Annotated in this window: 26 protein-coding genes; 6 read left to right on the top strand and 20 right to left on the bottom strand. The window is 60.2% G+C overall.

Annotated elements, in window-relative coordinates; genetic code table 11:
- Window position 1: 1 nt before the first annotated feature.
- The 3 genes from I3J13_RS04790 to I3J13_RS04780 form a co-directional block, all read right to left on the bottom strand.
- Window positions 2–952 carry an aldo/keto reductase gene (locus I3J13_RS04790; RefSeq protein ID WP_196378140.1) on the bottom strand — a complete coding sequence of 317 codons (951 nt, stop codon included), beginning with the start codon at window positions 950–952 and terminating at the stop codon, window positions 2–4.
- A 108-nt stretch (window positions 953–1,060) separates the two neighbouring features.
- Window positions 1,061–2,044, bottom strand: a complete 984-nt coding sequence (locus tag I3J13_RS04785) for a GlxA family transcriptional regulator (protein ID WP_196378139.1) — start codon at window positions 2,042–2,044, stop codon at window positions 1,061–1,063.
- On the bottom strand, window positions 2,044–2,604 hold the full coding sequence (locus tag I3J13_RS04780) for a cysteine hydrolase family protein (protein ID WP_196378138.1): 561 nt from the start codon (window positions 2,602–2,604) through the stop codon (window positions 2,044–2,046). Before I3J13_RS04780 ends, I3J13_RS04785 begins: the two co-directional genes overlap by 1 nt.
- 180 nt (window positions 2,605–2,784) lie before the next feature.
- Here I3J13_RS04780 and I3J13_RS04775 point away from each other — a divergent pair, with 180 nt between their 5' ends.
- Window positions 2,785–3,768 carry a Gfo/Idh/MocA family protein gene (locus tag I3J13_RS04775; RefSeq protein WP_196378137.1) on the top strand — a complete coding sequence of 328 codons (984 nt, stop codon included), beginning with the start codon at window positions 2,785–2,787 and terminating at the stop codon, window positions 3,766–3,768.
- Here I3J13_RS04775 and I3J13_RS04770 read toward each other — a convergent pair.
- Both I3J13_RS04770 and I3J13_RS04765 read right to left on the bottom strand, forming a co-directional pair.
- Window positions 3,765–4,136, bottom strand: a complete 372-nt coding sequence (locus I3J13_RS04770; protein WP_196378136.1) for a hypothetical protein — start codon at window positions 4,134–4,136, stop codon at window positions 3,765–3,767. The genes I3J13_RS04775 and I3J13_RS04770 overlap by 4 nt on opposite strands.
- Window positions 4,137–4,148: 12 nt before the next feature.
- Window positions 4,149–4,391, bottom strand: coding sequence for a hypothetical protein (locus I3J13_RS04765; RefSeq protein WP_196378135.1), 243 nt, complete (start codon window positions 4,389–4,391; stop codon window positions 4,149–4,151).
- Between the two features lie 189 nt (window positions 4,392–4,580).
- Between I3J13_RS04765 and xseA the strand changes: the two genes are divergently transcribed.
- The gene (gene xseA, locus I3J13_RS04760; protein ID WP_196378134.1) at window positions 4,581–6,179 is read left to right on the top strand and encodes an exodeoxyribonuclease VII large subunit; all 1,599 of its coding nucleotides are present in this window, start codon (window positions 4,581–4,583) and stop codon (window positions 6,177–6,179) included.
- Here xseA and I3J13_RS04755 read toward each other — a convergent pair whose 3' ends face one another.
- The 3 genes from I3J13_RS04755 to I3J13_RS04745 all read right to left on the bottom strand — a co-directional run bounded on the left by I3J13_RS04755 (window position 6,180) and on the right by I3J13_RS04745 (window position 8,755).
- On the bottom strand, window positions 6,180–7,382 hold the full coding sequence (locus tag I3J13_RS04755) for a mandelate racemase/muconate lactonizing enzyme family protein (protein ID WP_196378133.1): 1,203 nt from the start codon (window positions 7,380–7,382) through the stop codon (window positions 6,180–6,182).
- A 57-nt stretch (window positions 7,383–7,439) separates the two neighbouring features.
- Complete coding sequence (locus I3J13_RS04750) at window positions 7,440–8,147, bottom strand: FadR/GntR family transcriptional regulator (protein WP_196378132.1); 708 nt, start codon at window positions 8,145–8,147, stop codon at window positions 7,440–7,442.
- Window positions 8,148–8,254: 107 nt separating this feature from the next.
- Window positions 8,255–8,755 (bottom strand): MarR family winged helix-turn-helix transcriptional regulator, encoded by a 501-nt coding sequence (locus I3J13_RS04745; protein ID WP_196378131.1) that lies wholly within the window; start codon window positions 8,753–8,755, stop codon window positions 8,255–8,257.
- An 81-nt stretch (window positions 8,756–8,836) separates the two neighbouring features.
- On the opposite strand from I3J13_RS04745, the gene pecM reads away from it, so the two are divergent.
- Complete coding sequence (pecM, locus tag I3J13_RS04740; RefSeq protein WP_127756734.1) at window positions 8,837–9,700, top strand: 4-hydroxybenzaldehyde efflux transporter PecM; 864 nt, start codon at window positions 8,837–8,839, stop codon at window positions 9,698–9,700.
- 6 nt (window positions 9,701–9,706) lie between these two features.
- Here pecM and I3J13_RS04735 read toward each other — a convergent pair whose 3' ends face one another.
- The 3 genes from I3J13_RS04735 to I3J13_RS04725 form a co-directional block, all read right to left on the bottom strand.
- Window positions 9,707–10,945, bottom strand: a complete 1,239-nt coding sequence (locus I3J13_RS04735) for an aminopeptidase (protein WP_142780054.1) — start codon at window positions 10,943–10,945, stop codon at window positions 9,707–9,709.
- A gap of 88 nt (window positions 10,946–11,033) precedes the next feature.
- Window positions 11,034–11,510: a Cys-tRNA(Pro) deacylase gene (gene ybaK / locus I3J13_RS04730; protein WP_020812408.1), complete on the bottom strand. Its 477-nt coding sequence runs from the start codon at window positions 11,508–11,510 to the stop codon at window positions 11,034–11,036.
- Between the two features lie 12 nt (window positions 11,511–11,522).
- On the bottom strand, window positions 11,523–11,870 hold the full coding sequence (locus tag I3J13_RS04725; RefSeq protein ID WP_196378130.1) for an ArsC family reductase: 348 nt from the start codon (window positions 11,868–11,870) through the stop codon (window positions 11,523–11,525).
- 237 nt (window positions 11,871–12,107) lie between these two features.
- Here I3J13_RS04725 and I3J13_RS04720 point away from each other — a divergent pair, with 237 nt between their 5' ends.
- Complete coding sequence (locus I3J13_RS04720) at window positions 12,108–12,275, top strand: hypothetical protein (protein ID WP_196378129.1); 168 nt, start codon at window positions 12,108–12,110, stop codon at window positions 12,273–12,275.
- A 198-nt stretch (window positions 12,276–12,473) separates the two neighbouring features.
- Here the strand turns inward: I3J13_RS04720 and I3J13_RS04715 are convergent, their stop codons facing one another.
- Window positions 12,474–13,190 (bottom strand): 2'-5' RNA ligase family protein, encoded by a 717-nt coding sequence (locus I3J13_RS04715; RefSeq protein WP_196378128.1) that lies wholly within the window; start codon window positions 13,188–13,190, stop codon window positions 12,474–12,476.
- Between the two features lie 90 nt (window positions 13,191–13,280).
- Window positions 13,281–13,982 carry a methyltransferase family protein gene (locus tag I3J13_RS04710; protein ID WP_196378127.1) on the bottom strand — a complete coding sequence of 234 codons (702 nt, stop codon included), beginning with the start codon at window positions 13,980–13,982 and terminating at the stop codon, window positions 13,281–13,283.
- Window positions 13,983–14,341: 359 nt separating this feature from the next.
- Here I3J13_RS04710 and I3J13_RS04705 point away from each other — a divergent pair, with 359 nt between their 5' ends.
- A complete protein-coding gene (locus I3J13_RS04705; protein ID WP_196378126.1) occupies window positions 14,342–14,920 on the top strand; it encodes a TetR/AcrR family transcriptional regulator in 579 nt (192 codons plus the stop codon).
- A gap of 143 nt (window positions 14,921–15,063) precedes the next feature.
- Complete coding sequence (locus tag I3J13_RS04700) at window positions 15,064–15,552, top strand: hypothetical protein (RefSeq protein WP_196378125.1); 489 nt, start codon at window positions 15,064–15,066, stop codon at window positions 15,550–15,552.
- Between the two features lie 40 nt (window positions 15,553–15,592).
- Here the strand turns inward: I3J13_RS04700 and guaA are convergent, their stop codons facing one another.
- The 7 genes from guaA to I3J13_RS04665 all read right to left on the bottom strand — a co-directional run bounded on the left by guaA (window position 15,593) and on the right by I3J13_RS04665 (window position 22,664).
- Complete coding sequence (gene guaA, locus I3J13_RS04695; protein ID WP_003520133.1) at window positions 15,593–17,170, bottom strand: glutamine-hydrolyzing GMP synthase; 1,578 nt, start codon at window positions 17,168–17,170, stop codon at window positions 15,593–15,595.
- An 83-nt stretch (window positions 17,171–17,253) separates the two neighbouring features.
- On the bottom strand, window positions 17,254–17,892 hold the full coding sequence (locus tag I3J13_RS04690) for a 5'-methylthioadenosine/S-adenosylhomocysteine nucleosidase (RefSeq protein WP_196378124.1): 639 nt from the start codon (window positions 17,890–17,892) through the stop codon (window positions 17,254–17,256).
- Complete coding sequence (locus I3J13_RS04685) at window positions 17,889–18,338, bottom strand: PaaI family thioesterase (protein ID WP_003520131.1); 450 nt, start codon at window positions 18,336–18,338, stop codon at window positions 17,889–17,891. Before I3J13_RS04685 ends, I3J13_RS04690 begins: the two co-directional genes overlap by 4 nt.
- 78 nt (window positions 18,339–18,416) lie before the next feature.
- The gene (locus tag I3J13_RS04680; protein WP_196378123.1) at window positions 18,417–18,869 is read right to left on the bottom strand and encodes a TspO/MBR family protein; all 453 of its coding nucleotides are present in this window, start codon (window positions 18,867–18,869) and stop codon (window positions 18,417–18,419) included.
- 51 nt (window positions 18,870–18,920) lie between these two features.
- Complete coding sequence (locus I3J13_RS04675; RefSeq protein ID WP_196378122.1) at window positions 18,921–20,015, bottom strand: DUF1513 domain-containing protein; 1,095 nt, start codon at window positions 20,013–20,015, stop codon at window positions 18,921–18,923.
- A gap of 4 nt (window positions 20,016–20,019) precedes the next feature.
- Window positions 20,020–21,141 carry an imelysin family protein gene (locus I3J13_RS04670; RefSeq protein ID WP_196378121.1) on the bottom strand — a complete coding sequence of 374 codons (1,122 nt, stop codon included), beginning with the start codon at window positions 21,139–21,141 and terminating at the stop codon, window positions 20,020–20,022.
- Window positions 21,141–22,664 carry a di-heme oxidoreductase family protein gene (locus tag I3J13_RS04665; RefSeq protein ID WP_196378120.1) on the bottom strand — a complete coding sequence of 508 codons (1,524 nt, stop codon included), beginning with the start codon at window positions 22,662–22,664 and terminating at the stop codon, window positions 21,141–21,143. The genes I3J13_RS04670 and I3J13_RS04665 overlap by 1 nt, the downstream gene beginning before the upstream one ends.
- Between the last annotated feature and the right edge of the window lie 16 nt (window positions 22,665–22,680).

Here is a 22,680-nt window from a genome sequence, read left to right as displayed (position 1 = left end):
GTTACGCGCCCGCCTTGTCGAGCAGCGTCATCATCTCATCCGTCAGCTTCAGATCGACGGCGCGTTTGAAGCTTTCGAGCTGCGACAGGCTGGTGGCACTGGCGATCGGCGCGGTTATCGCCTTCTTTCGCAACAGCCAGGCTAGCGCAATATCTGCGAGCTTCGCGCCGGTTTCCACTGCCACCGCATCCATGGCGCCTAAGACGGCAAGACCGCGCGTATTGACATATTCGCCCACGCGATAGCTGCGGGCGACGCCTTCCGTATCGGCCTTGGCGCGATATTTCCCGGTGAGGAAACCGGCGGCGAGGCTGTAATAATTGATGACGCCGATCTCTTCCTTCTGGCAAAGGTCAGCAAGCGGGCCTTCGAAATCCGCGCGGTTATAGAGATTATACTCCGGCTGCAGCACGTCATAACGGGGAAGATTGTTCTTCGCAGCCGTATCCAGCGCGTCCTGAAGCTGGCTTGCGGAATAGTTGGAGCAGCCGATGGCGCGGATTTTCCCCTGCTCCTTCAGCTTGCCGAAAGCGGCGAGTGTTTCCTCCAGCGGCACATCCGCGTCCGGCTTATGGGCGAGGTAAAGGTCGATGTAGTCGGTTTGCAGGCGCTTCAGCGACGCCTCCACGGCCTCTGCGATCCACTTGGCGCTGAGGCCTGTCTTCTGGCCGCGATTGTCAAAACCGACCTTGGTGACGATTACCGCATCCTCACGCCTGACGCTCGACTGCTTCAGCCATTTGCCGATAATGGCCTCGGATTCGCCGCCCACATGCCCGTCCACCCATGCGGAATAGACATCCGCCGTGTCGATGGCGTTGAACCCGGCGTCGAAAAAGGCGTCGAGCAGGGCAAAGGAAGTCTTCTCATCCGCTGTCCAGCCGAACACGTTGCCGCCGAAGACGATCGGGGCGATGGAGAGGCCGGTGCGGCCGAGGCTTCGTTTTTCCACGGGGAATGCTCCTGTTGCTGTCTTGGTGGCAAGGTAGCAACTGCTCATCCGCATAACCATTCAATTCCTTTGATGGCATTCATCAGGAAGCAGCGGGGTCTGAGATTATCAGGCCTGAGAGCCGCGATAGTGGCTGGGCGGAAGGCGATTATGCTGTTGCCACACGCGCCGCAAATGCCGGGCGGAAGCAAAGCCCGCCCTCTCGGCGATGGCTTCCATATCGAGACGGCTGTTGGCAAGAATGTCGCGCGCGAGATTGACCCGCATAAGGTTGACATAGTCGATGACGCTGATGCCGGTATGCTCGCGAAACAGACGCGATAAATGCCGTTCACTGAGCGCCGCAATATCGGCCAGCCGCTCCAGCGACCAGTCCTGCGCCGGTTCGGCCATCACCCGGTCCTGAACCCGGTGAATGGCCGGGTGGATGTGGTTGCGGCCGGTCATCCAGGGGGAGATTTGCGGATCGCTGCCGCTGCGCCTGAGATAAACCACCATGGTTTTGGCAATACGCGCCGCGACCGCCGGGGATGTCAGCCGGGAAACCACATGCAGCATCAGGTCGATGCCGGTGGAAATACCGGCGCTTGAGAAGCGGTTGCCATCCTCGACGAAAAGGCGGTTTTCGGCGACCTGGGACAGCGGCGCGATGCGGCGCAGCCCCTCAACGCAGTCGGCATGGGTCGTGCAGTTGCGCCCGTCAAAAAGCCCGGCTTCGCCCGCCAGCAGTGCGCCGGAGCAGATGGAAATGACTGTCGTATCAGGGCGCACCGCACGGCGCAGCCATGCCGCCAGCGCCTGTCGCTCTCGTCGTGTCTCCGGATCGTTGTCGAAGCGTGATGTGCTGCCCGAGATCAGCAGGAAAGCCTTTTCCGGCAGGGTCGCAGGCAAGTTCTCCAGCCCTGAAAGCGCAAGGCCGATGGAAGATTGTTGTTTGTCATTCGCAGCAATGTAGCGGCAGTCGAAATGGATGTCCCGTTGTTCCCCGTTGGCATAACGGATCACTTCGAGCGGGCCGGCAATATCGAGCAACAGTGCATGTGGCGGCACAAGCGTATAAAAGGGAATGGTGCGCGTGCCGCCTTTATCCATCAGGCGGCCTCTTTCACGGTGGCAAGTGCGTCGTCGACGGTCACGATGCGCGCGAAGCGGCCGGCCAGCACCAGCTCGGTCCGCTTGCGGATATCGTCCGGGCTGAAGACGGTGCCGGAAGCATGTGTCATAGGGAAAGTCAGCGTCGCTTCGGTGACGTAATCGACGCTGTAACCAAGATCGGAAGCATGCCGGGTAGTGGTTTCGCAGCATTGTTCGGTACGGATGCCGGAGACGATCAGCCGGTTGATGCCCTTCTGCGTCAGCCAGATTTCGAGGCCGGTGCCTGCAAAAGCCGAATGGCGGTTCTTGTGAAAAGTGACATCTGGGGCAATCCGCACACCCTCCAGCGCACGGATATAGCCGCTGTCTTTTGAAAAGGCCCGGTCGCCATCGACGTGGAAGATTTGCACGATGGGAATGCCCGCAGCCCTTGCACCGTCGATCAGTGCCTGCTGCTTCTCCAGATAGGCGGCAAGCTCGCTTTCCTCGAAGTAAGGGGCGTGCCGAAAGGATTCCTGAACGTCGATGACAAGCAGTGCTGTATGGGAAGAGGACATTTCATGTTTCTCCATTGGGTTCATGCATAGCATAATTCCCCTTATCCAGATCGGAGAAAAGCAGGCATACCGACAAAGACAGGACAAATTCAGCCATACATTATTCTGTCATTCATCTGCGGCTTGCCAGACCGTGTGACGATGGTAAGTTTCCGATGGATGGCAGAGCGGGAGAACGGAATGCTGCGCTTCGGAATAATCTCAACGGCGAAAATCGCTCAGGATCACGTCATTCCGGCGATACAGGATGCGCAGAACTGCGTGGTCAGCGCCATCGCCAGCCGTGACCATGCCAAGGCCCGCGCGGTGGCGGATCGTTTTTCCGTGCCACACGCCTTCGGCTCTTATGAGGAGATGCTGGCCTCGGATGTCATCGACGCCGTCTATATTCCGCTTCCGACCTCGCAGCATGTGGAATGGACCATCAAGGCCGCCGATGCAGGCAAGAATGTTTTGTGTGAAAAGCCGATTGCATTGAAGGCGGGGGAGATCGACACCCTCATCGCCGCGCGTGACCGCAACCGTGTTATCGTCTCGGAAGCCTTCATGGTCACCTATGCGCCCGTCTGGGAGAAGGTGAAGGAATTGCTGGCATCCGGCGCGATAGGCACACTGAAGCATGTTCAGGGCGCTTTCAGCTATTTCAACCGCGATCCCGGCAATATGCGCAATATTCCCGAACTGGGTGGCGGCGCCCTGCCGGATATCGGCGTTTACCCGACCATCGTTACCCGCTTCGCTACCGGCGCGGAGCCCCGGCGCGTACAGGCCACCGTCGAGCGCGATAAGGAATTCGGTACGGATATCTATTCCAGTGTCAGGGCCGATTTCGGCGATTTCGAACTGAGTTTTTATCTGGCCACACAGCTGGCCGCCCGTCAGCTCATGGTTTTCCATGGCACTGAGGGGTACATTGAGGTCAAGTCTCCCTTCAACGCCAATCGCTGGGGTGCGGAAGAGATCGAACTGACCAATCAGGCCCATAACCAGTCGCAAATATTCCGGTTTCAGGATAGCCGCCAATATAAGCTGGAGGCGGAGGCCTTTGCCCGTGCGGCGAAGGGCGAGGGCGACGTGGTTACGCTGGAAAGCTCGAGAAAGAACCAGCTTTTCATCGACGCTATCTACCGGGCAGCGGAAAAGGATGGCTGGGAGACGGTTTAGTCCTGATCTTGCCGTTGCTTTTGAAGCCGCCAATAGCCGTAGAGCGCCAGCGCCAGTGCTGCGATTATTGAAAAGGCAAGCGGGACGAGCGGCTGTACCAGCGGGTTGCGCCATTGCAGCAGGGCAAACAGCCCGACGCTGACGATACGTGAGGTGAGTGTGACGGCATTCATCAGAAAGCTGTTCAGCCTGGCCGATGCCTCACCATTTGCACGGTTCAGCCGCCAGCTTGTTGCAAGCCCCGTTGCCGCGCCCGGCAAGCGGGCGGCCAGCGGATCGACGCCGAGATAGAAAATAAGCAGACAGGTAACGGCAAGGTCGGCGGCCAGTCCGCATGTTTCGGTCAGCGCAAAGTGCGGAGGCTTCAAGACCGTGGGCTTTTAGAGGGTTGGCTGGGTGGAACGCGGGCGCTGCAGCACCACAAGGCCGAGGACGACACCCACGACACCGAAATTGTAACCGGCGAGCGCCAGAAGCAGCGACATCAAGGGCACGGCCGTGGAAGAAAGTGCAATCGCCACGCCATAGGCACCGATAATCATCATGCAGATGAAAACGATGCTGAAAACCGAACGGAGCGCAACTGCGGTTACGCCGAGCGCTGTGGCGGTAAGAAAAATCATGATGCCGCCTCCTCTTTGGTTGTCGGGCCTGGGGCAAGACGTAACGCCGTTTTCCCTAACGAACCCTTGTTTCCTCCTCCAATCCCCATTTTCCAAACTCGTTAGTTGAGGATATGGTTTCATCGCCGTTAAAATGAGGCTGGCCGGCGCCGGCATTTCCGAATCGACGGGTTTTGGTTACAAACGGGCATGAGCGATATCTTCTCCCACGCAGCATTGAGCAATCTTGCCGAGTTCTCGGTCTCTGAACTGTCGGGTTCCATCAAGCGTACGGTGGAGACGGCTTTCGAGCAGGTGCGGGTGCGCGGCGAGATTTCCGGTTATCGTGGGCCCCATTCTTCCGGACACGCCTATTTCTCGCTGAAGGACGACCGCGCCCGCATCGATGCGGTGATCTGGAAAGGCACCTTCTCGCGGCTGAAGTTCCGCCCGGAAGAGGGCATGGAAGTCATCGCCACCGGCAAGGTCACAACCTTTCCCGGCTCGTCGAAATACCAGATCGTCATAGAAAGCCTCGAGCCTGCCGGCGCCGGCGCGCTGATGGCGCTTCTCGAAGATCGTCGCCGGCGTCTGGCGGCGGAAGGGCTGTTCGATGCGGCCCGCAAGCGCCGGCTGCCCTTCATGCCGCATGTCATCGGCGTCGTCACTTCGCCCACGGGCGCTGTCATTCGCGATATTCTTCACCGCATTTCGGATCGCTTTCCGGTCCATGTGGTCGTCTGGCCGGTCAAGGTGCAGGGGGAAGGTTCGGGCGAGGAGGTGGCGAACGCCATTCGCGGTTTCAACGCGCTTCAGCCCGGCGGTGAGATTGCGCGGCCCGACGTACTGATCGTCGCGCGCGGCGGCGGCAGTCTGGAGGACCTCTGGAGCTTCAACGACGAAATCGTCGTACGCGCTGCTGCCGAAAGCGAAATTCCGCTGATTTCCGCCGTCGGACACGAGACTGATACGACCTTGATCGACTACGCCGCCGATGTGCGTGCGCCGACCCCGACGGGGGCCGCCGAAATGGCCGTGCCGGTGCGTGCGGAACTGGAAGCGCAGCTTTCCGGCCTTGCCGCGCGTCTTTCAGGCTCGGTATCGCGGCAGATGGACAATCGCCGTCAGGGTGTGCGGGCGCTGGTGCGCGCGCTGCCGTCGCTCGATCAGCTTCTGGCCCTGCCGCGCCGCAGGTTCGACGAGGCCGCGAGCGGTCTCGGGCGTGGACTGGAATTGACAACCCTCAACAAGCGCCGCGCCTTTGAGCGATTCGCCTCGGGTCTCAGGCCGGAAACCCTGCTGAACGGTCTCAAACAGCACAGGCAACGGATTACCGAGCGCATGCACCGGGCCGAAACCCTGGTGGAGCGCCGTCTGCTGCAAGGAAAAGGCCGTGTCGATGCCTTCGATTCCGCGCTGCGTTCGCTTCCCGCCCGGCTGCTTGGCCAGGTGGAGCGGCAGAAGGAGCGGGTCGTCACCGGCGCGCGCCGGGCCGATACCGCCGTATTGCACCGCATGGCGCAGAACCGCGCAGGCCTTGCCGCCCATGACCGCATCCTGCAATCGCTCTCTTATAAAAACGTGCTGAAACGCGGTTATGCCGTGATCCGCGACGAGGAGAACCGGCCGCTGACCCGCGCTGCCGCTGTCGCTTCAGGTGCTATGATCTCGATGGAATTTGCTGATGGCCGCGTCTCGGCCATCACGACGGGGGAGGGGGCGCCGTCCCCTGATAACCCCATAGTACCAAAAAAGAAGCCGGCGAAACCGGCTTCTTCCGATCCGGGCAATCAGGGCAGCCTGTTCTGATCAGATCGACGTCGCATCCGAAAAACGCCGGCTGACGGTGAAGGTCTTTTCGATATCGGGATGCAGTTCCATGCCAAGGCCGGCGCCCGGCGGCACGGTTATCATGCCGTTCTTCACCTCAGGCAATGCGGTGACGAGATCGCGATACCAGGTTTTATAGAAGGCGCGCACGCTTTCCTGCACCAGCGCGTTCGGCGCGTTGAGCGACAGATGGGTGGAGGCGCAGAGCACCACCGGCCCGGTGCAATCATGCGGGGCGACCGGCAGATGCCAGGCTTCCGCCATCGAAGCGATCTTGCGCGCCTCCGAAAGCCCGCCGCACCAGCTGATGTCCAGCATCACCACACCGGCAGCACCTGTCTCCAGCAGATCGCGGAAGGCCCAGCGTGAACCGAGCGTTTCCGAGGCGGAAATGGGTGCAGGCGAAACGGCGGCATAACGCGCCAGGCTGGAAAGACTGTCCATCTTAATCGGGTCTTCATGCCAGAAGGTCTGGTAGGGAGTGAGCGCCTTGGCTATCTGCATGGCGGGCAGAAGCTGCCACATGGAGTGAAACTCCACCATGATATCCATCCTGTCGCCCACCGCCTTGCGGATTTTTTCGAAAGGCTCAAGCGCGCTTTTCAGGTCCGGCATCGAGATATATTGCCCGCGCGTCTTTTCCGCCGCCGCATCGAACGGCCAGATCTTCATGGCCGTGATGCCCTCTTCCAGCAGCGAATGGGCAAGCTCGTCAGCGCGGTGCAGGAAGCCGTTGAGGTCGTCGTAATCCTTGCCGCTGGAGAGGCCATAATTAGCCGTCTGCTGCCCGGTGGCCTTCTTGATATATTCGGTGCCCGCGCAGGTATTGTAGGTGCGAATTTCCTTGCGGCTGAAACCGCCGAGCAGCTGGGCGATGGGCTGATTTGTGGCCTTGCCGAAAATATCCCACAGCGCAATATCGAAGGCTGAATTGCCGCGCACTTCCGCGCCCGATGAACGGAAGCCGAGATAACCGACGAGGTCTTGCGCCAGAAGGTCGATCTGCAGCGGATCGCGCCCGATCACGCGGGGGGCGATATATTCATGCACATAGGTCTCCACCGTCTCCGCTCCGAAGAAGGTTTCGCCGAGCCCGGTAATGCCCTCATCCGTATGGACCAGAACCCAGAGCAAGTTCGTCCGTTCCGCCACGCGGACGGTCTCTAGTTTTGTGATTTTCATGAAGTGTCTCCTCCTCCAGAGGCAGGTCGTGTTCCGTCTGGAACCGTGTTTGAAAAATCAGGCGATGCCGGCCGCCAGAAGCGCGTGCACGCTTTCATCGAAATGCCGCGCCATCAGTGTTGAAGCCGTTTGCGGATCGCCGGCGGCAATGGCCTGTCCGATGGCGATGTGAAGCTCGCTTGCGGCATGGCGCTGCGCATCGGATGTGCGGCTTTTCCAGCCGATCGGCCATGTCTGGCGCGTCACGTTCTGGAAAGCGCCGAGAATGAGTTCGAAAACCGGGTTCTTGGAGGCCCTGGCAACGGCGATGTGAAAAGCGAGGTCGTGTTCCATGACCTTGTCGTTGTCGCCGAAATCCCGCTCCATATTGTTGGCATGGTCGAGAATGGTGAGCGCTTCCGCATCCGTGCGCCTCAGTGCCGCCAGAGCTACGGTTCTGACTTCGATCGTGCGGCGCACATCGTAGATCTGCTGAATGTTGATCTGTTCGGTGTGAATGCCATGTTCGAACATCAATGACATTGCACCGTGATCCAGCGTCGCCACCGTCGCGCGCTTGCCGGCGCTTACGTCGATCAGCCGCATGGCCGACAGAGAACGGAAAGCTTCCCGAACGACGGTACGGGAGACACCGAGCTGCTGCGAGAGCGAAAGCTCGCTGGGGAGCTTCGCTCCCGGTGCAAGTTCGTTTTCGCGGATATGGCGGGTGATAGCGCCGATCGTGCTGCTGACGAGACCGGATTCATGCGAAATGGCAGTTAACATTTTTCCTCCAACCTGTAGTACAGGTTTATGGAAAATTGCTTACAGGATTTTTTGGAGCGAAACAAGCGCCATCACGGAGCCATTGTGTGTTTGTCGGGCCGAAAAGCCTATTCTTCGAAATCCCGCAAAAACCGTTTCAGCAGCCGGTTCAGCGTCACGCGCTCTTCTTCGCTGAGACCGGCGACCAGGCGGTGCTGGTTTTCGACGTGAGCGCCTGCCGCTTCCTCGACAATGGCAAACCCCCGCTCCGTCAACAATATCAGGACGCTGCGCCGGTCGTTCGGGTTATGGATACGCTCCACCAGTCCGGCTTTCTCGAGCTGGTCGATCCGGTTGGTCATGGTGCCGGAACTCACCATCGTCATGGCCAAAAGATCGCCGGGGGAAAGCCGGTAAGGCGAGCCGGAGCGCCGCAATGTCGCCAGCACATCGAAAGCGGAAGAGGAAAGCCCGTGCTTCAGCAGCACCGCCTCCACCTCCCGGCCGAGATGGGTGGTGAGACGGTTCAGGCGCCCGAGCAGCCCCATGGGGCCGACATCGAGATCGGGCCGTTCCCTGCGCCATTGCGCCAGAATGTGATCGACGTGGTCCAACGGTTCTTTGCTCATCACCAAGGCATAACAATTGATGTCTTGACGTCAAGATAAAATCGGCTAGATTGCATTTATCTTGATATAGAGATTCTTGAAATGAAGAAAAATACGACCTATGCCGCCGATGTGCTGGTGACCGCCCTTGCCCCCGCCATCTGGGGAACCACCTATTTCGTGACGACCGAATTTTTGCCGCACGGCTATCCCTTTCATGTCGCAATGCTGCGCGCATTGCCGGCCGGCGTGCTTTTGCTGCTTTTCGTAAGAAAGCTGCCGCACGGTATCTGGTGGCCGCGCAGCTTCATTCTCGGAGCGCTGAATTTCTCGTTCTTCTGGGCGATGCTTTTCGTGTCGGCCTATCGGCTGCCGGGCGGCGTGGCGGCGACGGTGGGCGCAGTCCAGCCCCTGATCGTGATTGGCCTTTCCCGGCTGTTTCTCGCCGCACCCGTCCGGCCGCTGGCCATCGCGGCCGGTTTTCTCGGCATTGTCGGCGTTGCGCTTCTGGTTCTGGCGCCGGGCGCTGCGCTGGATGGTATCGGTGTGGCTGCAGGTCTTGCCGGTGCCGTCTCCATGGCTTTTGGAACGGTGCTGACCCGTAAGTGGCGGCCGCCGGTGTCGAACCTCACGTTTACCGCCTGGCAATTGACGGCGGGCGGCCTTCTGTTGCTGCCGGTCGCCTATTTCCTGGAACCGGCCCTGCCGACGCCGACAGCGGCCAATATTCTCGGCATGGCCTATCTGGGACTTATCGGTGCCGCTCTGACCTATTTTCTGTGGTTTCGCGGGCTTGCCCGCATCGAACCTTCCGCCGCCGCATCGCTCGGTTTTCTAAGCCCGGTCGTTGCAACCCTGCTCGGCTGGCTGGCGCTCGGCCAAAGCCTTACGCCAGCGCAGATCGCCGGTTTCGTTGCGGTGCTTTTCAGCATCTGGCTCAGTCAGCGCAGCCAGTTGCCGAGATAGGTGTCGTCAGGCCCATTCGCCCTTGCGCATCACCGGAACCGTGGAGCCGTCCGGCTTCACACCGTCAATATCCACTTTGTCGGAACCGATCATCCAGTCGATATGGATCAGGCTTGAGTTGCCGCCCTGCGCCTTGATCTGATCTTGCGACAGCGAAGCGCCGTCGAGGAAGCATTTCGAATAGCATTGGCCAAGCGCAATGTGGCAGGAGGCGTTTTCATCGAACAGCGTATTGTAGAACAGGATACCGCTTGCCGAGATCGGCGAGGAATGCGGCACCAGCGCCACTTCGCCGAGACGCCGTGCGCCCTCGTCGGTGTCGAGCACCTTGTTCAGCACCGCTTCGCCCTTCGAAGCCTTGGCTTCGACGATGCGGCCGGCTTCGAACTTCACCTGGATGTCGTCGATCAGCGTTCCCTGATGCGAGAGCGGCTTGGTGCTGGAGACGTAACCGTCGACACGCAGCGCATGCGGGGTGGTGAAGACTTCTTCCGTCGGGATATTCGGGTTGCAGGTCACGCCATTCTTGGCGGTGGAGGCGCCGCCATGCCATTCATGGCCGTCCGCCAGGCCGATCTTCACATCCGTGCCGGGGCCGGTGAAATGCAGCGCAGAGAAGCGCTCGCCGTTCAGCCATGCCGAACGTTTGGCGAGATTGGCATTGTGCTCGGCCCATGCCGCGACCGGATCGGCCAGATCCACCCGCGATGCGGCGAAGATGGCATCGGCAAGCTTGCGGACCGCTTCGTCTTCCGCGAGACCGGGGAAGACCTGCTTTGCCCAGGAGGGGTTCGGATAGGAGATGATGTTCCAGTTGATGTCGAAATTGGAAATCTTCTCCAGCGCCGGCTTGTAGGCCGTGGAGTTGGCCTTGTTGGCGCGGGCTACCTTGGCGGGGTCCTGTTCGGCCAGCAGCATGGGGTTGTCGCCGGCAATCGCCAGCCGCGCCGCGCCATTGGCATAGGCTTTCGCCATGCCTTCATAAAGCCAGCCGGAAGCCCGGTCGAAATTGGCGTCGCTGGCGTGGCGATAGCGGGCAAGCGTGGTTTCTTCGTCAGAATAGAAGGTGGTGACCAGCCCGCCACCCGCCATATAGGCGTGTTTGGTCAAAAATCGCACCAGCGGCAGGGCCGCCAGCGGTGCGGTAATCACCAGATCCTGATCCTTCTGCAATTGCAGGCCGACCTTGACGGCGACTTCGGCCAGTTTTTCGAGTTTGACGGGATCGATGGGGGAAACGGTCATGATCTGCCTTCGTCTATTTCAATAGGAGGCGCCGACCATAGCCCATTCCTTCCGAAAGCCAAATGCTTTCAGGCGCGTCTCCTGCGCTTCAATCGGCGACCAGCGGCGCGGCAATCGCCTTCAGCGCGCTTTGGGCATCGCGGGGCGAAAGCCTCACCTGCAGGCCGCGTTGCCCGCCATTCATGTAGACATAATCATGCGCCATGGCCCCGGCCTCGATGGCCGTCGGCACCTGTTTCTTCTGCCCGAAAGGGCTGATGCCGCCGACATGATAACCGGTGGCCCGCTCCGCATCGGCAGGCTTCATCATGCTGGCGGATTTGCCCCCGAAGGCGGCGGCCAGCTTCTTCATGCTGACCTCGCGATCCGAAGGGACGACGACGCAGACCGGTTTGCCATCCAGCTCCGCCATCAGCGTTTTCAGGACGAGATGTGGTGGCTCACCGATCGCCTCGGCCGCCTGCAGGCCGATGCGGTCGGCATTCGGGTCGTAATCATAGGTGACGGTGGTGAAGGCAACGCCGGCCTTGGTCAGCATTTGGGTGGCACGGGTTGTTTTGGACATGGCGGGCTGCGTTCACGCAAAAAGGGTCTGGTAGATTTCCGGCTTGAAGCCGACGGTTATCCTGTCCTTCGCTTCCAGCACGGGACGCTTGATCATGGAGGGCTGTTCCAGCATCAGCTCGATGGCCTTTTCACGGGTGAGATCGGTCTTCTGGCCGTCGTCGAGTTTTTTGAAGGTCGTGCCGGCGCGGTTGAGAACCGTTTCCCAGCACGCGGCATCGCACCATGTTTCCAGATGGGCACGGTCGATACCGGCCGCCTTATAGTCATGGAAAGAATAGTCGACACCGTTGGCTTCCAGCCAGCTTCTGGCCTTCTTCATCGTGTCGCAGTTCTTGATGCCGTAAATCGTGACCGTCATGCCTTCTGCCTCTTCGTCTCTAAAAGCACTTCCGGCATAACAAAATATCCGTCTTATTCAACCCGCCTGCTGAAGTGCCCTGCGCATATACCCGGTCCTGGTGCTTAAGCCATGCAAAATCGCAATGGCTGATATCCAAACGAGCGCGAGCAAAGCTGCATGGCTTCCCTGCTGCATCATGAGTTGTAGAATGGGCCGGAAATGCCCATTATCTGGGCATCAAAGATGGAGAGAAAAATGCGTCAGGTTGCAAAGACATCGCGTAACTTCTTCGGTGAAACTTTCGCCGTTCTCGGTGCAGCGCTCTCGGTTTCGGCCGCTGTTCGCGCACATCGCAAGCCCGCCCGCGCCGATCTCGAAGCCCTCGGCATCGACGGCAAGGCTTTCGACAAGGTACGGCTCTAAGCTGGTCATTATCCGTTGCGAGGCGATAGCGCCTCGCTTGCGCTCGGGATCGATAACCGGATCGGTTTTCGGCTGGCGCGGCGGATGTGCGACTGGCGCGAAAAGCGTCGGATTCGCACAACAAGGTTCCGTATAATTCTCAATGGAGAATGCGGAAAAATTGTAGGCGTGGGAGCGCTATGCCGCTTCAGGTGTATGTTATCGCACCGACGCCCTTTGTGTCGGCCGTTTCGAAGGTCCGATCACTTTTTCCGGCAAATGTAGCTGGCTTTCAGGCCGTTCATAACGCTCCGCTTTCGGCGAGAGTGCGAAGCGCCCAAGCAACTCATGCCGTGTTTCGCCATTGTGGCTGAAAACGAGTTCGAAGCTCCCCGCCAGCCAGCTATAGGGTTTGTCAGCCGGCATAAGCTCAATTTTCCCGCAGCCGTAGATAACGGTGAGATGTGGCGTAAACGACGATGCGGCGACATAGGGCAGGTTTGCCCGCCGCAGGGCGCGCTGCACCATTTTCGCCAGAGCCTTAAGTTCCTGCATCTCGCGGCTGCTGCGTAGCGCCAGACTGTTGCGATTGCCGAAAAGCGATGTTCCATCGAATGTGATCGGAACGGGCCGCGCCTTGATCTCCCCCAGCGCTGCTTTCAGCCTCTTTACCAGCCCGTGAGGTACGGTCTCGAAACCTCCGATACAGAGCAGGGTTATATGCAGAAGCTCCGGCGGATAGGCCTCACGCTTCGTCCGCCCTGCGGCATGGTGCGACGCATCGGCAAAAATTCGTTCCGCCAGGGCTGCCGGCGGTTTCACCGTGATCAAGAGCTTGCTGCTAAATCGCGGATTGAAACGCCGTATTTTCTCCGGCTCCCATCCTTCGAAGAAAAGCTGCCTTAAACCTCCTTCATCTGCCAACCCGAAACCCATAGCGATGCTCCACGGCCTTTGCCCGGGCCGGGATATTATCACCAATGGCAATAATTAAAAGAACAAAAAGAGAACAAAAGCATTAGGCGCTTACCAGATGCCGGGAAATAGCCGGTAGCGCCTTTCACGGGCATAATCAGCATAACCGGGCAATTCGGCCTGGAGCAGACGATCTTCCCAGCCGGTGCGCAGGATCAGCAGGGCGATGGCCAAGGCGGCGGGGAGCAGAGCCGCCCAGGAACCCAATGCGAGCGGTATGCCAGTGAACATGGCGATTGCGGCCGTGTAGCCGGGGTGGCGCACGATACCGTATGGGCCCGACGTGATCACTCGCTGTCCGCGCTCGCTTTGGATGCGGACACCCGGCTCGAAGAACGGATTGACGGCCTGGGCCCATGCCGTAACCCCAATGCCGCCGACGAGCAGGATATACCCGAGCAGAATGGCCCAAAGCGGCACGACGGACCACCCCATCCGGGCGGCATCGAGTGCCGCAACCGGGATTTCAGCGGCAAAAGCGAGAAGGATTCCGGTGACGAGGAATAGGTCCCATGTCTTGGTGCCCGGCTGGAACCGGCTGCGCGCGCGGAAAATGACCGGATTCACACGCGCCAATACCAGCGCGGAAAGGCCAAAGGCGACGACGACGACCGCGAGGAAAACCCAGCCCGGACACCAGCCGATCCGACCCGCAGGCAGAAAGATCACGGCCATCAGGCTGAGCGGTGAAATAATGGCGTAGAGGATCGCGGCCGCGCGTGACATTGGCTTCGGATCGACATTGTGTGTCATCGATGGGCTCCTCCCATTGTCCTTTGCAGGCGAACGTAGCCTGCCCTAACGGACTGTATGATACCGGCCCAAAGCCGTGCCGGACCGACGGTGCTCTGCGAAGGACGGTCGAAATACTGGCTAAAAAGGGCGCAAAGTCAAACGTGCAAGCGGCGTCGTGGCTCGTCAACCGCATGACACGAGCTTCTGGACACGGACGATGCGGCCTCGGTTCGGGGCGTGGATCAGCTGCCATCGGCCTTGGAATAGGCCCGCCATATCCGTCACGCGCATTCGGTCTCCGGCACGCTCTTGTCAGCGGTCATAGGCTAAAATCGCCTGGCGTTGACATTCTACCTACTAGTTGGTAGGTAGTTCTCATGAAAAATCCACAAACCAAGGCCGATGAAATCCTCCGTTGCGCACGCTCCCTGATCATAAAGGGCGGCTACAACAGTTTCAGCTATGCCGACATTTCCGCCGTGGTCGGCATTCGCAATGCGAGCATTCACCACCACTTTCCCGGCAAGTCCGATCTGGTCCAAAAACTTGTCGCTCAATACAGGCAGGAGGCCGAAGCCGGTATCGCCGAACTGGAGCGAAACATTTCCGACCCGCTCGAACAGCTCCGCGCCTATATCGGCTATTGGGAGGGCTGTATCGCCGAGGCCACTCATCCCTTCTGCGTCTGCGCTCTGCTCGCCAGTGAGATTCCGGTTCTTCCTGAAACGGTCGCTCTCGAAGTGCGCGCGCATTTTCGAAGTCTCTCCGACTGGCTCACCGCCGTTCTGGAACGTGGCGTTGCCCAGGGGCGCCTTGTGCTGAGCGGGACCGCCAGAGCGAATGCTGAAATCTTCATGGCCACCGTGCACGGCGCGATGCTTTCCGCCCGTGCCCATGGTGATGCGACGACTTTTGGCGCAATAACCCGTCCCATGCTGGAGCGCATGACCGCTTAAGCTCGCAGTTTCGCGAGGGAGCTCGATGCATGACCTGAGCGGCACGCCACCGAAAAAATAGACCTTATCAAGCTGGCAGATTTGTCGATGACGGTCTGCTTCCCGGACCATCACGTCCTTCTGGACGAGAAAGGCAATCTCTCATGTTCGGAATTTCTCCGCTCGGCTGGATCCATACGCTTGGAAGCCTGCCGGCCATTCCCGTCGCCATTTACATGTTTGCCCGCCACGGTCGAATCGTTCCCCGATCAGCGCCAGGCACTCTTTATCTTGTCTCCATGCTGATTGGCGCTGCGACGGTCTTCCTCGTGGCGCATCAGCCGATCAGTTACGGCGTTGGCGTCCTGACCATCCTGTTCCTGCTCGCAGGTTACGGCATTGAAGGCGTTCTGGGTTCAACGCGCATGGCCAGATATATTGAAACCATCTGTCTCAGCATCAGTGCGTTTCTTTTGATGGTCCCGACGGTCAGCGAAATCCTGCGCCGTGTTCCAGACGGTCACCCTCTGGTTACGGACCTGAAATCGCCGCTGCTTCTTGGCGCTCAGGCAGGGTTGCTGGCGATCCTCGTGGTCGGCCTGACCGCCCAGATCATCTATCTCGCACGACAAAACAGAAACGCCGCGAACTAGTCGCGGCGTCATCTTTACAGGACCGTGTCGAGTATCGTCCTTATTCCCACTCGATCGTGCCGGGCGGCTTGCTCGTCACGTCATAGACGACGCGATTGATGCCGCGTACTTCGTTGATGATGCGGGTTGCCGCGCGGCCAAGGAAATTCATGTCGTAGGGATAGAAATCCGCCGTCATGCCATCCACCGAGGTCACGGCGCGAAGCGCGCAGACGAAGTCATAGGTGCGGTAATCGCCCATGACGCCCACGGTCTGCACCGGCAGCAGCACGGCGAAAGCCTGCCAGATGGTGTCGTAGAGACCGGCCTTGCGGATTTCATCGAGATAGATCGCATCCGCCTTGCGCAGAATATCCAGCTTCTCACGGGTAATCGCACCGGGGCAGCGGATTGCCAGGCCCGGACCGGGGAAGGGGTGGCGGCCGATGAAGCTGTCCGGCAGGCCGAGTTCACGGCCGAGCGCACGCACTTCATCCTTGAAGAGTTCGCGCAGCGGCTCGACGAGCTGCATGTTCATCCGCTCGGGAAGACCGCCGACATTGTGGTGGCTCTTGATGGTGACCGACGGGCCGCCGGAGAAGGAGACGCTTTCGATGACGTCAGGGTAAAGCGTGCCCTGCGCCAGGAAATTCGGTGCGCCCTTGCCATCGGCGGCGATCTTGGCCGCTTCGGCCTCAAAGACCTCGATGAACAGGCGGCCGATGGTCTTGCGCTTCACTTCCGGATCGGAAACGCCCGACAGTTCGCCGAGGAACAGGTCGGCGGCATCCACATGCACCAGCGGAATATTGTAATGGTCGCGGAACATGCCGACGACCTGCTCGCTTTCGCCAAGCCGCATCAGGCCGTGGTCGACGTAAACGCAGGTGAGCTGGTCGCCGATCGCCTCATGAATGAGGATGGCCGCAACCGAGGAATCGACGCCGCCGGAAAGCGCGCAGAGCACGCGGCCGGTGCCGACCTGTTCGCGGATCTTGCGGATCATTTCGGCGCGATAAGCCGCCATCGTCCAGTCGGATTTGAGCCCGACGATCTTGTGCACGAAGTTGGACAGCAGCTTGCCGCCGTCAGGCGTATGCACCACTTCCGGGTGGAACATGGTGGAGTAGTAGTGACGCTTCTCGTCCGCGGCGATGGCGAAAGGTGCGTTCTCGGAGGTTGCGATGACCTCGAAACCTTCCGGCAACTTCGTCACGCGGTCGCCATGGCTCATCCAGACGGGGTAGCTCTTGCCCTGTTCCCAGAAGCCTTCGAAAAGCGGGCTTGCCTTCTTGATGTCGATATCGGCGCGGCCGAATTCCGCCGCATGGCCACCCTCGACCACACCGCCGAGCTGCGTGCAGAGCGTCTGCTGGCCGTAGCAGATGCCGAGGATCGGAACCTTGCTGTCGAACACCGCCTGCGGTGCGCGCGGGCTTCCTTCCGCCGTGACAGATGCGGGGCCGCCGGAGAAGATCACGCCCTTGGGCTGAAGCTTCTCGAATGCCTCTGCGGCATTCTGGAACGGATGGATTTCGCAATAGACCCCGGCTTCGCGGATGCGGCGCGCAATCAGCTGCGTCACCTGGCTGCCGAAATCGATGATGAGAATGCTGTCGGGATGGGCTATCTGGGTCATGGCGAGCCTTTAAAGAAAATGGCGGCTTTAGGCAACCCGGAAGCGGGCGTCAAACAGCGGAAATTTGCGAAAATCGCGAGGTTCTAAAGGGCAATCATGCCGTCCTCGATGGCGCGGCAAAGCCGATGGACGGCATCCGCCAGCTTTTCATCGATGATGTGCAGGTACTCCGTCCAGTCGTCCACATGGTTCACATCCACCTTGCCATCGGAAATGCCGCGCAGACTGACGAGCGGTACGCCGAAGCGCTGGCAGGCTCTTAAAACCGCGAAGGTTTCCATTTCCACCATATCGGCGTCGATCAGCCCGTAGGCCTCGCCCGAAACGACATTGGCGCCCGTGGAAAGCCGCGCCTCGGCAATTTCAGGTATTCGCAAAGGCAAGGCCACTTCGGCGGGCAGATCGAGCAGCGGCGTGCAGCCCTTTTCGAAACCGAAGGCGGAGGCGTCCATGTCGCGATAGGAAACCGAAATCGCCTGATAGATGCCGGTTTGCTCCAGCGTCCGCGAACCGGCGGAACCGAGCGAAACGACGAGGTCGGGCAGGTGATCGGCCGCATCGAGACCGGCAAGAACGGCCGTGACCGCAATCGCCGCCTCGACCGGGCCGATACCGGTCATCAGCGGCGCAATGCGTGCCTGAAGATGGGGACCGTATTCGGGGGAAGCCGCCATGACGAAGAGGACGGATTTATCCGCAACATGCAAAAGCCGGTAGCTCATCCGGTAATATCCTCGCGCCCCTTCACCACCATCATCGTGCCCGTCATGGAGGCGATCAGCTTCGCCGGTCCGTCGGACAGCGCATAGGCGCGGCCATCGGCGACGATCAGGTTGTTCCCTGGCTTGATGATCTCGCCGCGAAACAGGAACCGCTCGCCGCGCCCGGGCGACATGAGGTTGACCTTGAACTCGATGGTCAGCAGCGAGGCTTCCGGCTCGATTATCGTATAAGCGGCATAGGTGCAGGCCGTATCCAGACCGGCGGCGATGACGCCCGCATGCAATATGCCGTGCTGCTGCGTCAGCTTTTCATGAAAGGGGAGTTCGATTTCCACCAGCCGGTGTTCGATACGGCTGATCTCGGCGTTAATCGCCTGCACTACGCCCTGCCGCGCAAAGCTTCTTTCTATCCGCTGACGAAAATCGCCGGGATCCGTGATCTCCATGGCCTACCTGCCTGCTTCTGCCTCATCGCAAACTGACATGGCGTGCGGCGGCAGGCAAGGCAAGGGCGGTGCGGGGATTTAGTTCAACATGCCGATGCTTGCATTCAACACCGTGGCAAAGGCGACCCATACGGCATAGGGCACGAAAAGCCACATGGATATGCGGTCACGGCGGTAGGTGAGCGCCACGAAGGCGACGATGCAGATCAGCATCGGAATGATGATGATGAGCGCCCCCGCCGGGCTTTGCATTCCGAAAAAAATCGGAGACCACAGGAAGTTCAGCACCATCTGCGTGAACCAGAGCCGCATGCGCGTTCCCATCGGCTTGCGGATCCATGTCCGTGCGCCGGCAATGCCGATCAGCACGTAAAGCACGGTCCAGACGGGTCCGAAAATCCAGTTGGGCGGATTGAAGAAAGGCTTCTGCAGCGATTGATACCATTCGCCGGGCACATTGTTGACGCCGATCAGCCCCCCCACGGCAACAACAGCAACCACAAAAACGACATAGACGGCAAGGTTTCTCATGATCCGTCCAATGCGCCGGCCGGGCTTTTGTTCCCCTTTCTTTTCAGTATTTTAGCTGGACAGACGCACGATGTGCTGGTCCCACGCCACGTCGCTGCGCCGGGTCTCGAAAAAGCCGTCATAGGAAGAAACCGCAATGCCTCTCGCGGCGGGCGCGACGCCTGCCGCTTCCCGCACGGTCGTCTCGGAAACGACGCGCCCGGTTTTCGCATCCAGCGTCACGGCGGCGTTGCCGTTGGGCGAGGTCAGGCCCACCAGCCCATCGCGCCGGTTGACGGCAATGGCCCCGACATAATTGGCAAGGCGCACCGTCGTTTCTTCCGGCAGATCGACAAAGGTGAGAGCCTCACCCTTGGAGAAATGGCCGACAAGCGGCGGGAGATCGTTGCGCGGTCCCTCATATTGGCAAGCGAACCAGATACGCCCGTCATCGCCGAGATCGACATGGCGGGTGGAAAGCTGCCGCAGCTGCTCCGGCATGGCGTGTTTCTGGATCAATAGCCCGGTCGCCGCATCCAGAAGCACAAGGGACGGCTGCATATTGTCGATATTGAGCTTGGTTCGGCCGAAATCCGGATGGGTTTCGATGCCGCCATTGGCGATCACGATCAGCCGGCCGTCATCGCTCACCGTCATGTCATGCGTACCGATGCCATGAGCATCATATTCGCCGATGCGGGCAAAGCCGTTGCGGGCGTCATAGAGCCCGATAACGCCGCGATTGCCGTCGAAGTCGTTTTCGCTGGCATAGAGGATTGCCCCGTCAGGGGAGAATTGCCCGTGGCCGTAGAAGTGGCGGTTTTCCGGCGTGTGCATCACGATCGGTTCGCCGCGCCGCGCGGGGTCGAAGGCCATGAAGAAGGTGCCGGGCCGGCGCGCAAAGGCCACGGTCATGCCGGTCGCATGGCTCGTCGCCATTCCATGGGCGCGGGCAGGAAGCGCGACGCGGTCGATGATCTCGCCGCGCTCGCTCACCGTCGCAATGCCGTAGGACCCGTCGCGGGCGCGGAAGGCGGAGGCAAAGACCGCGTCTGTCCGCTCAAGCGCATAAAGTGAACGGGGAGCCAGCGCGGCGAGGAAGGGAACTCCCGCCGCTTTGATGAAGCTGCGCCGATCTATCAGCATCCGTTTGGTGCCGGAGATCATCGGCTCAGTCCCCATCGGCGAAGGAAAAGCCGGAGCTGAGGCCGATGGCGCCGCCATATTGATCGTTCAAGCGGTAGATCAGGTCTTTGCCATTGAGCAGCAGATAATCCACCTTGGCGCGCTGATCGTCCTGATTCAGCGCCTTTTGCACATCTGTATCGATGGTCCCGGCAACGCGGATCATCGATTTGGCGATGAAATCGATGGAGTTGACGATGGAGCGTTGATCGGGCGGTACGAGTTCGACCATATCCGCCGTGTGCAGCAGGGTCTGAACCGCCTTGATATTGGTGGAAATGCTTTGCCATGTCAGGCCGGAGCGCCAATAAATGGCGGTGCGGGGAAATCTTGCCTTGTCCGGTCCCTTGTAGAAGGTTTCGATCCGCTGATCGCGAATGGCTTCGGAGCCATGGACGAGAATGCCGAGCAGGGCAACAAGCGCCTCGCGCTCGTCACGAAAGGCGGGGTTGTCCGCTCCGGGCTGCGTCCAGTTTTTCTGCGCGCCGTTAGGCGCATTCCAGCTGTCGGAAAGTTCCGCCGCCACATTGGCGATATTGCCGGCGATGGCCGCACCGTAACGGCAGCGGAAATCACCCTTCCTGTCGAGCAGTTCTTCCGCTCCGGTTCCGTAAAGCACGAACTCAAGAGCGCCGAGGCCCTGCGCCGCAACGCTCTTGCCGCTGAGGCCATCCGCACTCGTGACGCTTTCATCCTTTTCGGTGAGATAACGCTGCACCTGTTTCAGCCCGAGACCCTTCTTGTCGGGGTAATAAAGCACGCGTTCGAAACGGTTCTTCTCGATGACAGGACCGACACGCACAATCTCGATGGTCGACCAGCTTGACACCGTATCGACAAAGGCAGTCTTGGCCGCCGCTGCGGTCGTTTCGGAAGGAGCGGTGCAGAAAGCTTTCATGCGGCCTTCCAGCGTTTCCGCCGACTGCCGGAAGCGATCATAGCCGGGACGGATGAAGCCGTTCACCGCCTTTTCCATCACACCCCGCACCTCAACCGGGTCGAGCGGCGGCGGCGGCATCAGTTCCACATCCTGCGCCCTCGCCGGCGGCGTGGTCAGAAGCAGCAGCACGGACATGACGCCGGAAATTTTTCGCATGGCATTTTTCATCAAAGGGACTCCAGAAAGGCCAGCAAAGCCTGCCGGTCGGATTTTTGCAAGGCGGCAAAGGCGTCGCGCGCTTTTTGCCCTTCGCCGCCGTGCCACAATATCGCTTCCGTCAGGCTGCGCGCCCGCCCGTCATGCAGGTAAAAACCGTTGCCATTGACCTTTTGCGTCAGGCCGATGCCCCAGAGCGGCTGGGTTCGCCACTGCCGTCCGCTGGCTTCGCCCACCTGCTGGCCATCGGCAAGTCCTTCGCCCATGTCATGCAGCAGAAAATCGGAATAGGGCCAGATCAGCTGGAAAGAATGCATGGGGTCGGCGGCGTCGCGGCGAGTGACAAATTTCGGGGTGTGGCAGGCCGTACAGCCGGAGGCGTAGAAAAGCTGCTTTCCCTGCAGGACCGTCGGATCATCGACATTGCGGCGGCGCGGCACGGCGAGGTTTTCGGTGTAGAAGGTCACGAGATCGAGAACCGGATCGGGCGCCTCCGCAGGTCCGAGCCTGGCCTGCACGCCTGTCGGCATGGCAAGACAGTCCTTCTGGACGCCGGTACAGTCGCCATAGGCATTCGGCGCATCCGGTGTGGAAATGCCGATATCGTGCGAGAAGGCGCTGGCGCTCTGGTCTCGCACGCTCGCATTCTGCGCTTTCCAGCCAAACCGCCCGAGCTTCACCTCGCCGGTGCGATTGTCTTTGACCCATGCGGGACGCCCGGCAATGCCGTCGCCATCATTGTCGTCCGGGTCGGCCTTCGCCAGAATATCGGCCTCGGCAATGGCCTCGATCAGGCCAAGACCGAGGGTGGGCATGGCAATGCGCGCCGAAAGCGTCGTGTCGGCGCCAAGCGGACCATATTGCAGGTTCGCCACGGCATAGTCTGGCTTGCGCAGCATCGCCACCTCGCCATCCGCCACCTGAACCGGCTCTTCCGTATAGGCGATGACCGGTTTGCCCTCGGCGGCGAGGCCGGGAATGGCCAGGCTCTGAAGCTGCCGGCCATAGGTCTCATCGGGAAAATTCAAGACCTGGTGACTGGCAATGGCCTGTCGTTCGGCTTCATCACGTGCCGGTCGCGCCAGCCGCAGAAACAGCGAAACGGCGTCTTCTCCGGCAAGAGGCGGTCGACCCCTGCCATCCTTCACATGGCAGGTCTGGCAGGATCGAGCGTTGAAGAGCGGCCCGAGACCGTCCGAGGCCTGTGTGGAGGACGGAGAGGAGACCCAGAGCTTCTGGAACAGCGCATTGCCGAGCTTGAAATCCTGCTTCCGTTCGAGCGGCATGGTGGCGGAAGGGTGTGAAAACGCGCCGCTGTCGGCCTTGCTGACGCTGGTCGTCGCGCCGCCGGACATGGCTTCGAAAGGTTCCGGCCCCGTAAAATCCGCCGTTGGCGCAGTCACGGCCAGCACGCGGCTTCGATCTTTCTCCGTCAGGTCGCCCCGCAGCGGTTCGGCAAGCGCCATCGACGCCACAAGGCAGGCTGCCCCGGCGAAGAAGAATGGCTTGCGGATCGGCGGCAGCAAAAATTGCATGACAATAAGGGCGGAT

The sequence above is a fragment of the Agrobacterium leguminum genome (assembly GCF_015704895.1).
Classification (GTDB): Bacteria; Pseudomonadota; Alphaproteobacteria; order Rhizobiales; family Rhizobiaceae; genus Agrobacterium; species Agrobacterium leguminum.
Note: the sequence above shows the minus strand (reverse complement) of the source record. Positions and strands in the feature narration are given on the sequence as shown.